7 protein-coding genes and 1 rRNA gene are annotated in these 8,596 nt (G+C 73.3%); 5 read left to right on the forward strand and 3 right to left on the reverse strand.

The features are described from left to right. Together mtrB and mtrA are read right to left on the reverse strand one after the other, a co-directional pair. Nucleotides 1-1,819, reverse strand: a 1,819-nt coding sequence (mtrB, locus tag VIU94_RS33445) for an MtrAB system histidine kinase MtrB (protein WP_331917334.1), incomplete at its 3' end; no start/stop codon positions are given. Between the two features lie 2 nt (nucleotides 1,820-1,821). Continuing rightward, nucleotides 1,822-2,499 (reverse strand): two-component system response regulator MtrA, encoded by a 678-nt coding sequence (gene mtrA, locus VIU94_RS33450; protein ID WP_009333493.1) that lies wholly within the window; start codon nucleotides 2,497-2,499, stop codon nucleotides 1,822-1,824. Nucleotides 2,500-2,929: 430 nt separating this feature from the next. On the opposite strand from mtrA, the gene VIU94_RS33455 reads away from it, so the two are divergent. The 5 genes from VIU94_RS33455 to VIU94_RS33475 are packed head-to-tail and all read left to right on the forward strand — an operon-like array spanning nucleotide 2,930 to nucleotide 8,385. Continuing rightward, a complete protein-coding gene (locus tag VIU94_RS33455) occupies nucleotides 2,930-4,177 on the forward strand; it encodes a glycerophosphoryl diester phosphodiesterase membrane domain-containing protein (protein ID WP_331917336.1) in 1,248 nt (415 codons plus the stop codon). A 4-nt stretch (nucleotides 4,178-4,181) separates the two neighbouring features. Continuing rightward, the gene (locus tag VIU94_RS33460; protein ID WP_331917338.1) at nucleotides 4,182-4,871 is read left to right on the forward strand and encodes a DUF4129 domain-containing protein; all 690 of its coding nucleotides are present in this window, start codon (nucleotides 4,182-4,184) and stop codon (nucleotides 4,869-4,871) included. After that, a complete protein-coding gene (locus tag VIU94_RS33465; protein WP_331917340.1) occupies nucleotides 4,868-6,085 on the forward strand; it encodes a DUF4350 domain-containing protein in 1,218 nt (405 codons plus the stop codon). The genes VIU94_RS33460 and VIU94_RS33465 overlap by 4 nt, the downstream gene beginning before the upstream one ends. Continuing rightward, on the forward strand, nucleotides 6,082-7,065 hold the full coding sequence (locus VIU94_RS33470; protein WP_331917342.1) for an AAA family ATPase: 984 nt from the start codon (nucleotides 6,082-6,084) through the stop codon (nucleotides 7,063-7,065). The genes VIU94_RS33465 and VIU94_RS33470 overlap by 4 nt, the downstream gene beginning before the upstream one ends. 9 nt (nucleotides 7,066-7,074) lie before the next feature. Continuing rightward, the gene (locus VIU94_RS33475) at nucleotides 7,075-8,385 is read left to right on the forward strand and encodes a DUF58 domain-containing protein (RefSeq protein WP_331917344.1); all 1,311 of its coding nucleotides are present in this window, start codon (nucleotides 7,075-7,077) and stop codon (nucleotides 8,383-8,385) included. A gap of 125 nt (nucleotides 8,386-8,510) precedes the next feature. Here the strand turns inward: VIU94_RS33475 and rrf are convergent. Next, nucleotides 8,511-8,596, reverse strand: a 5S ribosomal RNA gene (gene rrf, locus VIU94_RS33480); the annotation flags it as partial.

Genomic DNA, 8,596 nt, shown 5'->3' on the forward strand with positions numbered 1-8,596 from the left:
CGCCGGCCGGCTGCGTCGGCACCGCCGGCCGCCGCGCCTCGTCCTGCGTGGCACCGGCCGCGGCCTGCTCACGGTTGCGCCGCGAGTCCTCGGGCTCCAGCGGGACCGGGGAGCCGCGCAGCGGCTCGTCCGCGGTCCGCGGCAGGGTCAGCCGGAACTGCGAGCCGCCGCCCGGCTCGCCCCAGGCCTGCAGCCAGCCGCCGTGCAGCCGCGCGTCCTCCACCGCGATGGACAGGCCGAGGCCGGTGCCGCCGGTGGTACGGGCGCGGGCCGGGTCGGCCCGCCAGAAGCGGTTGAAGACCCGGGTCGCCTCGCCGGGCTTCAGCCCGACCCCGTAGTCGCGTACGGCCACGGCGACCGCGCCGCCCGCCGACGCCAGCCGCACGATCACGTCCTTGCCCTCGCCGTGCTCCACGGCGTTGACGACCAGGTTGCGCAGCACCCGCTCGACCCGGCGGGCGTCCGCCTCGGCCACGACCGGCTGCTCGTCGCCGACGACGACGATCCGGCCGCCCTTGCGCTCGGCCAGCGGCTCCGCGCCGCCGATGACCCGCCGGACGACCACGCGCAGGTCTATCGGCTCGGCCTCCAGCGCCGCCGCGCCCGCGTCGAAGCGGCTGATCTCCAGCAGGTCGGCGAGCAGCGACTCGAAGCGGTCGAGCTGATCGCCGAGCAGCTCCGCCGAGCGCGCCGTCACCGGATCGAAGTCGCTGCGCGCCTCGTGGATGACGTCGGCGGCCATGCGCACCGTCGTCAGCGGCGTGCGCAGCTCGTGCGAGACGTCCGAGACGAACCGCCGCTGCATCCGCGACAGCTCCTCCAGCTGCTGGATCTTGCCCTGGAGGTTCGCCGCCATTTTGTTGAAAGCCTCGCCGAGCCGAGCGATGTCGTCCTCGCCGGTAACCTTCATCCGCTCCTGGAGGCGGCCTGCGGAGAGCCGCTCGGCGATGCCGGCCGCCATCCGCACGGGCGTGACGACCTGGCGCACGACGAGCCAGGCGATGGCCCCGAGCAGTACCACGACGAACAGCCCGGCGGTCGCCAGGGTGGTCTTGACCAGGGCGAGGGACTCCTCCTCCTGGGCCAGCGGGAACAGGTAGTACAGCTCGTACTGCGTGCCCTCGGCGTCGTTGAGCCGCTTGCCCACGACGAGCCCCGGCTCGGACGCCTTGCCGCTCGTGTAGTGGATCCGCGCGTACGTCTGGAACGTGCCCGCCCCTTGCGCCACGCCGTGCCGCAGGTCGACGGGGATGCTGGTGGTCGGGTCGACCTCGCCCGAGGCGCGGGCGCCGCGGCTCGCGGCCCCTTCGGACTCGAGGCTCAGCGCGACCACGTTGTAGGCGCTCTGGCCGCCGCTGGCGAGCATGGCGACCAGCTCGGAGCGCCAGTTCACCGAGGAACCGGCCCGGCCGCCGTCCTGCCCGCCCGGCGCGGTGGTGCTCGCCCGGTCCTGCGCCGCCGCGAAACCGCCGGCGGCCTGGCTCTGGGCGGCCTTCTCCTTGGCGTCGAGCAGACCGTTGCGCACCTGACCGATGACGACGATCCCGAGCAGCAGCACCACGCCCAGCGACATCAGCAGAGTCGCCGCGACGACCCGCAGCTGGATGTTCCGCCGCCACAGCCGTACGGCAGGCAGCAGCGGACGGCGCACCCAGCGCGCGAAGAGCCGGAGAACCGGTCCACCCGGCGCCCCGTCGTGAAGCAGCCGCCCGCCGAACGGCAGACGGCCGGACCACGAGGGCCCGCGCCGAGGCCCGGCAGCCCGCCCCGTACGGACTCCCGGCTCCCCGGGCTTCGGAGCAGTACTGCCTGTGCTCATGATCAGCTCGGTCCGGCCTTGTAACCGACGCCTCGGACGGTCACGACGATCTCCGGCCGCTCCGGGTCCTTCTCGACCTTGGAGCGCAGCCGCTGGACATGCACGTTCACCAGCCGGGTGTCGGCCGCGTGCCGGTAGCCCCAGACCTGCTCCAGCAGGACCTCGCGGGTGAACACCTGCCACGGCTTGCGGGCCAGGGCCACCAGGAGGTCGAACTCGAGCGGTGTCAGGGCGATGGACTGCCCGTCGCGCTTCACCGAGTGGCCGGCCACGTCGATGACGAGGTCGCCGATGGCGAGCTGCTCCGGAGCAGGCTCCTCCGACCTCCGCAGCCGCGCCCGGATACGGGCGACGAGCTCCTTCGGCTTGAACGGCTTGACGATGTAGTCGTCGGCCCCGGACTCGAGCCCCACGACCACGTCCACCGTGTCGCTCTTGGCGGTCAGCATGACGATGGGCACGCCGGACTCGGCCCTGATCAGCCGGCACACCTCGATGCCGTCCCTTCCGGGCAGCATGAGATCGAGCAGCACCAGGTCCGGCTTGGCTTCACGGAATGCGGCGAGTGCCTTGTCGCCGTCCGCTACGAACGACGGCTCGAAGCCCTCGCCCCGCAGTACGATCCCCAGCATCTCGGCCAGAGCGGTGTCGTCGTCGACGACGAGAACGCGTCCCTTCATATCGACATCATCCCATTTCCGTATCAGTCTCAAGGCGGCTGGTGAGATAGCTCACTGACCAGCACCGACGTCTCATGATCGTCCGGCGCCGGCCACCTCGTCCGTGAGTGTCGACGTCAGGCGCGCAAGTCGCCCCGTGGCCCCCGTGGCCGGCCAGAACCGTACCCCGACCGGCCAGAAGATCACCGGTCGTTCATCCACCCTTGTCCTCTCACGTACGCGCGAGTTTGTACGGACTGGTCAGCCATCCGCCCGATCTGCCCCCCGCGGCCGCCGCGAGGAAGCCGCGAAGGAGATCCCCGGCCCCGCCCGCGGGCGGGCCCCGCGTGGCACGATGGCGGTCGGCCGGCCGCCCCCAGGGGCTGCCGCGCGCTGAGACCGAGCCGGCTCGGTGAGCCGGACCCGCGACCGATCCTCGAGGTGGACGACTGTGAACGACACTCCGGGCTGGGCCTCGCCCGGATCTGCGCCCTCCGATCCCTCCGACGGTCGGGACGGGGCCTCCGTCCCGTCTCCCGGCGGACCCGCCGACGCGAACGAGCCGGGCGTCCAGTGGTCGAAGGAACAGCCGCCCGCGGGCCAGTGGTCGCCGCCGACCGGCGCCGGAGCCGGTCAGGTCCCGCCGCAGCCTCCGCAGGGCTGGGGAGGAGGCGGCGGCTGGGCGCCGCAGCCCGCGGTCGCGAAGCCCGGAGTGATCCCGCTGCGCCCGCTGGGCATCGGCGAGATCCTCGACGGCGCGGTGTCGACCATGCGGCGCCACTGGCGACCGGTGCTCGCCATCTCGCTCACGGTCGCGGTGGTCACCGAGATCGGCAGGATCCTGGTCCAGCGCTACGCCGTCCCCGCCCCGACGCAGATCAGCCAGGACGCGACGCCGTCCGAGGCGCTGGCGCACACCGCCGACAGCCTTCAGTCCGCGCTGATCGCCTCGATCCCGGCCGCGCTGATAGCCCTGGCCGCCACCCTGGTCAGCTCCGCCCTCCTCACCGTCGTGATCAGCCGCTCCGTCCTGGGTCAGGGGGTGACCGTCTCGGACGCCTGGCGCGAGGCCCGCCCCCGGCTGCTCCAGCTGTTCGGGCTGACCCTGCTGCTGCCGCTGGGGGCCGCCGTCGCCGTGACGGTCGGCCTGGTGCCCGGCCTGCTCATCGGCGACCTCGCCGGCGGCACCCTCGCCGCCGTCGGCGGGATCGGCGCAGTCCTCGTCGTCGTGTGGCTCGCGATCCGCTTCAGCCTGGCGTCGCCCGCCCTGATGCTGGAGCGCCGGGGCATCATCGAGTCGCTCAAGCGCTCTGCGAAGCTGGTCAACGGCTCCTGGTGGCGGATCTTCGGCATCCAACTGCTGACGGGCATCCTCGCCGCCCTGGTCGCGGCCATCATCGAGATCCCGTTCATGATCGTGGCGCTCATCGCCGACGGCGACATGTTCCAGGGCCTGATGACCGGCGGCAGCCCCGAGTTCAGCTGGACCTTCCTGATCGTCACCGGCATCGGAACGGTGATCGCCTCCTCGATCACGTACCCGATCTCCGCCGGCGTGGTCGTCCTGCTCTACGTCGACCAGCGCATCCGCCGCGAGGCGCTCGACATCGAACTCGCACGGGCCGCGGGCCTGACCGGTCAGGGCCCCGCCGCATCGGGCGCCGGCCCCGCTTCCGGCACCGGCCCCGCCGGGAGCTGACGGGGTGATCACCACGGGGGGAACGATCGCGGCGCGGCTGCTGCTCCGCGCCCGCACCGACGCGCCGGTGGACACGCCCCGCGACCCCGCCCGGGAGGCGGCGGAGCGGGAACTGTCCAAGCCGCTGTACCACGAGAACGACCCGAGCCTGCTCCAGCGGGCGCTCGACAAGTTCTGGGAGTGGGTCGGCGAACTGTTCGCGGCGGCGTCCGGCGTCGGCCCCGGCGGCGTACTGGGCCTGGTGGCCATCGGGGTCGTGGTCATCGCCCTGATCGCCGCCCTGTGGTGGCGGCTCGGCACCCCGCAGCGCACGCCGGGCTCCGCGGACTCCCTCTTCGAGGAAGGCCCCCGCACGGCCGCCCAGCACCGGGCCGCCGCGGACCGGCACGCGGCGGACGCCCGCTGGAACCAGGCCGTCCAGGAGCGCATGCGCGCCGTCGTCCGCTCCCTGGAGGAGCGCACCCTCCTCGACCCGCGACCGGGCCGCACCTCCGACGAGGCCGCCGCCGAGGCGGGCCGGACGCTGCCCGAGCACGCGGACGAACTGCGCGCGGCAGCCCGCGCGTTCGACGACGTCACATACGGCGGACGCAGCGCGGACGAGCCCGCGTACCGCCGGGTGGAGCGACTCGACACGGCCCTGGAGCGCGCGAAGCCGAGGCTCGACGCCGTCACCCAGGGGGCCGCCGAATGAGCAGGACGCCCACGAGCCCGACGTCGACCGCCGCCTCCGCCCGTCAGGTGTGGACCCGCACCCGCGGACTGCTCGTCGGTCTCGCCATCCTGGTGATCGGCGCGATCGCCCTGGCCGCCGTGCGCTCCGGGGACCAGCACGGCCAGCTCGACCCGCGCTCCGCCGACAAGCTCGGCAGCCGCGCCGCCGCCGAACTCCTCAAGAGCCAGGGCGTCTCGGTCCGCCCGGTCACCACGCTCACCGAGGCCACCGCCGACCTGGGCCCGGACACCACCCTTCTGGTCACCACCCCCGACCTCCTGACCCCGGCTCAGCAGGACACCCTGCGGTCCGCCACGGCCGGCGCCGGAGGCCGCACCGTCCTGCTCGACGCCGGCCCCGCCTCGGCCGGCACGCTGGTCCCTGGCGTCGACAGCGACGCCGGACCTCCCGCCAAGAACCTGGAGCCCGACTGCTCCCTCCCGGCCGCGGTCCGCGCCGGGAGCGTCGTGCTCGGCGGCCAGCGGTACACCTCGACGCTTCCCGAGTCGCGCACCGACGCCTGCTACCCGAGCGACGGCAGGCCGACGCTGCTCCGCGTCCAGGACACCGGCGACGGCGACACCGTCCTCGTCGGCTCCCCCAACCTGCTCTACAACGACCGCCTCGACGAACAGGGCAACGCCTCGCTCGCCCTCCAACTCCTGGGCTCCCGGCCTCATCTGATCTGGTACCTCCCCTCCTTGTCCGACCCCTCGGCCGCCGAGGGCAGCTCCGACGAGGACTCCGAAGAGACCGTCGCCGAAGGCTTCCTCTCGCTCGTCCCGTCCGGCTGGCTGTGGGGCACGCTGCAGCTCGCCGTCGCGGCCCTCCTCGCCGCCGTCTGGCGCGGCCGCCGCCTCGGCCCCCTGGTGACCGAACGCCTCCCGGTGGCCATCCGCGCCTCCGAGGCCACCGAGGGCCGCGCCCGCCTCTACCGCAAGGCCGGCGCCCGCGACCGCGCGGCCACGGTCCTGCGCACCGCGACCCGCACCCGGATCGCCCCTCTGCTCGGTGTCGCCCCACGCGACGCCCACGACCCCGAGGCCCTGCTCCCCGCGATCTCCGCCCGTCTCCCCGAGGGCGGCCACGACGCAGCGGACCTCCTCTTCGGCCCGGCTCCCGCCGACGACGCCACCCTCATCCGCCTGGCGGACCAACTCGACGCCCTCGAAAGAGAGGTACGCACCTCATGACCGCCCCGACCCCCGCGACCGCCGAGAACTCGGACCGCGCCCGCGCCTCCCTGGAGGCCCTGCGCTCCGAGATCGCGAAGGCCGTGGTCGGCCAGGACCCGGCCGTCACCGGTCTCGTCGTCGCCCTGCTCTGCCGCGGCCACGTCCTCCTGGAAGGCGTCCCCGGCGTCGCGAAGACCCTGCTGGTGCGCACGCTGGCCGCCGCCCTCGAACTCGACACCAAGCGCGTCCAGTTCACCCCCGATCTGATGCCCAGTGATGTCACGGGCTCGCTCGTCTACGACGCCCGCACCGCCGAGTTCTCCTTCCAGCCCGGCCCGGTCTTCACCAACCTGCTGCTGGCCGACGAGATCAACCGCACCCCTCCGAAGACCCAGTCCTCCCTCCTGGAGGCGATGGAGGAGCGGCAGGTCACCGTCGACGGCACCCCGCGCCTGCTGCCCGACCCCTTCCTCGTCGCGGCGACGCAGAACCCGGTCGAGTACGAGGGGACTTACCCCCTCCCCGAGGCCCAGCTCGACCGCTTCCTGCTCAAGCTGACCGTGCCGCTGCCGTCCCGCGAGGACGAGATCAACGTCCTCACCCGGCACGCCGACGGCTTCAACCCGCGCGACCTCCAGGCCGCCGGCGTCCGCCCGGTCGCCGGACCCGCCGAACTCGAAGCCGCCCGCGACGCCGTCGCGAAGACCTCGGTCTCCCCCGAGATCGCCGGCTATGTCGTCGATATCTGCCGTGCCACGCGCGAATCCCCCTCACTGACGCTCGGGGTCTCTCCCCGAGGAGCCACCGCACTGCTGTCGACCGCCCGCGCCTGGGCCTGGCTCACCGGCCGGGACTACGTCATCCCGGACGATGTGAAGGCCCTCGCCCTGCCCACCCTGCGTCATCGCATCCAACTGCGGCCCGAGGCCGAGATGGAGGGAGTCACCCCCGACTCCGTCATCACCGCGATCCTCGCCCACGTCCCCGTCCCCCGCTGAGGCAGCGACGTGGCCCTGACCGGACGAACCGCACTCCTCGCCGCCATCGGCTCGCTCCCCGTCGGCATCCTCGCCCCCAGCTGGGCGGGGATGCTCGCCGTGAACGCGCCTCTCTCCCTCGCAATTCTGTGCGACTACGCGATGGCCGCGCCAGTGCGAACGCTGGAGTTCACCCGAAGTGGTGATACGTCAGTTCGACTGGGTGACGAAGCCGAAGTCCAGCTCACCGTCACCAACCGCTCCCGCCGCCGGCTGCGGGCCAAGCTCCGCGACGCCTGGCCGCCCAGCAGCTGGCTCGGTGGCACCGAACAGGCCGCCTCCCGGCACGAACTGACGATCCCTCCGGGCGAACGCCGACGCGTCACGACCGTCCTGCGCCCGACCCGGCGCGGCGACCGCAAGGCCGCCCGCGTCACCGTCCGGTCCCTCGGCCCGCTCGGCCTGGCAGCCCGCCAGAGCAACCACGAGGTGCCCTGGACCGTCCGCGTCCTGCCCCCGTTCACCAGCCGCAAGCACCTGCCCTCCCGGCTGGCCCGGCTGCGCGAGCTAGACGGACGCACCAGCGTCCTCACCCGCGGCGAGGGCACCGAGTTCGACAGCCTCCGCGAGTACGTCCCCGGCGACGACACCCGCTCCATCGACTGGCGGGCCACCGCCCGCCAGACCACCGTCGCCGTACGCACCTGGCGACCGGAGCGGGACCGCCACATCCTGATCGTCCTCGACACCGGCCGCACCTCGGCCGGCCGCGTCGGCGACGTCCCGCGCCTCGACGCCTCGATGGACGCCGCCCTCCTCCTCACCGCCCTGGCCTCCCGCGCCGGCGACCGCGTCGACCTCCTGGCCTACGACCGCCGCGTCCGCGCCCAGGTCCAGGGCCGTTCGGCGGGTGACGTCCTGCCCGCCATGGTGAACGCCCTGGCCCCGCTGGAACCCGAGCTCGTCGAGACCGACGCCCGCTCCCTCGCCGCCACCGCGCTGGCCAAGGCCCCGCGCAGCTCGCTGCTCGTCCTGCTGACCAGCCTCGACGCGGCCCCCATCGAGGAGGGCCTGCTCCCGGTCCTCCCCCAGCTCACCCAACGCCACACGGTCCTGGTCGCCTCCGTGGCCGACCCGCACACCGCGGAGATGGCCCGCGCCCGCGGCACGATCGACGCGGTCCACGAGGCCGCCGCCGGCACTCAGGCCCAGTCCCAGCGCCTCCGCACGGCGGAACAGCTCCAGCGCCACGGCGTCACGGTCGTCGACGCGACCCCCGACACCCTGGCACCCGCCCTGGCCGACGCGTATCTGGCCCTGAAGGCAGCCGGCCGCCTCTGACGGTGGATGTGGGTGAGGGGATCTCCTTGAAAAAGGGAGATCTCCTCACCCGTCCATCCGACTTCCCGAGCCCTGAACGCAGAAAAGCCCCGCACCATGAGGTGCGGGGCTTTCCCACAATGATTGTTCGGCGGCGTCCTACTCTCCCACAGGGTCCCCCCTGCAGTACCATCGGCGCTGAAAGGCTTAGCTTCCGGGTTCGGAATGTAAC

This window comes from Streptomyces sp., from assembly GCF_036566765.1.
Classification (GTDB): Bacteria; Actinomycetota; Actinomycetes; order Streptomycetales; family Streptomycetaceae; genus Streptomyces.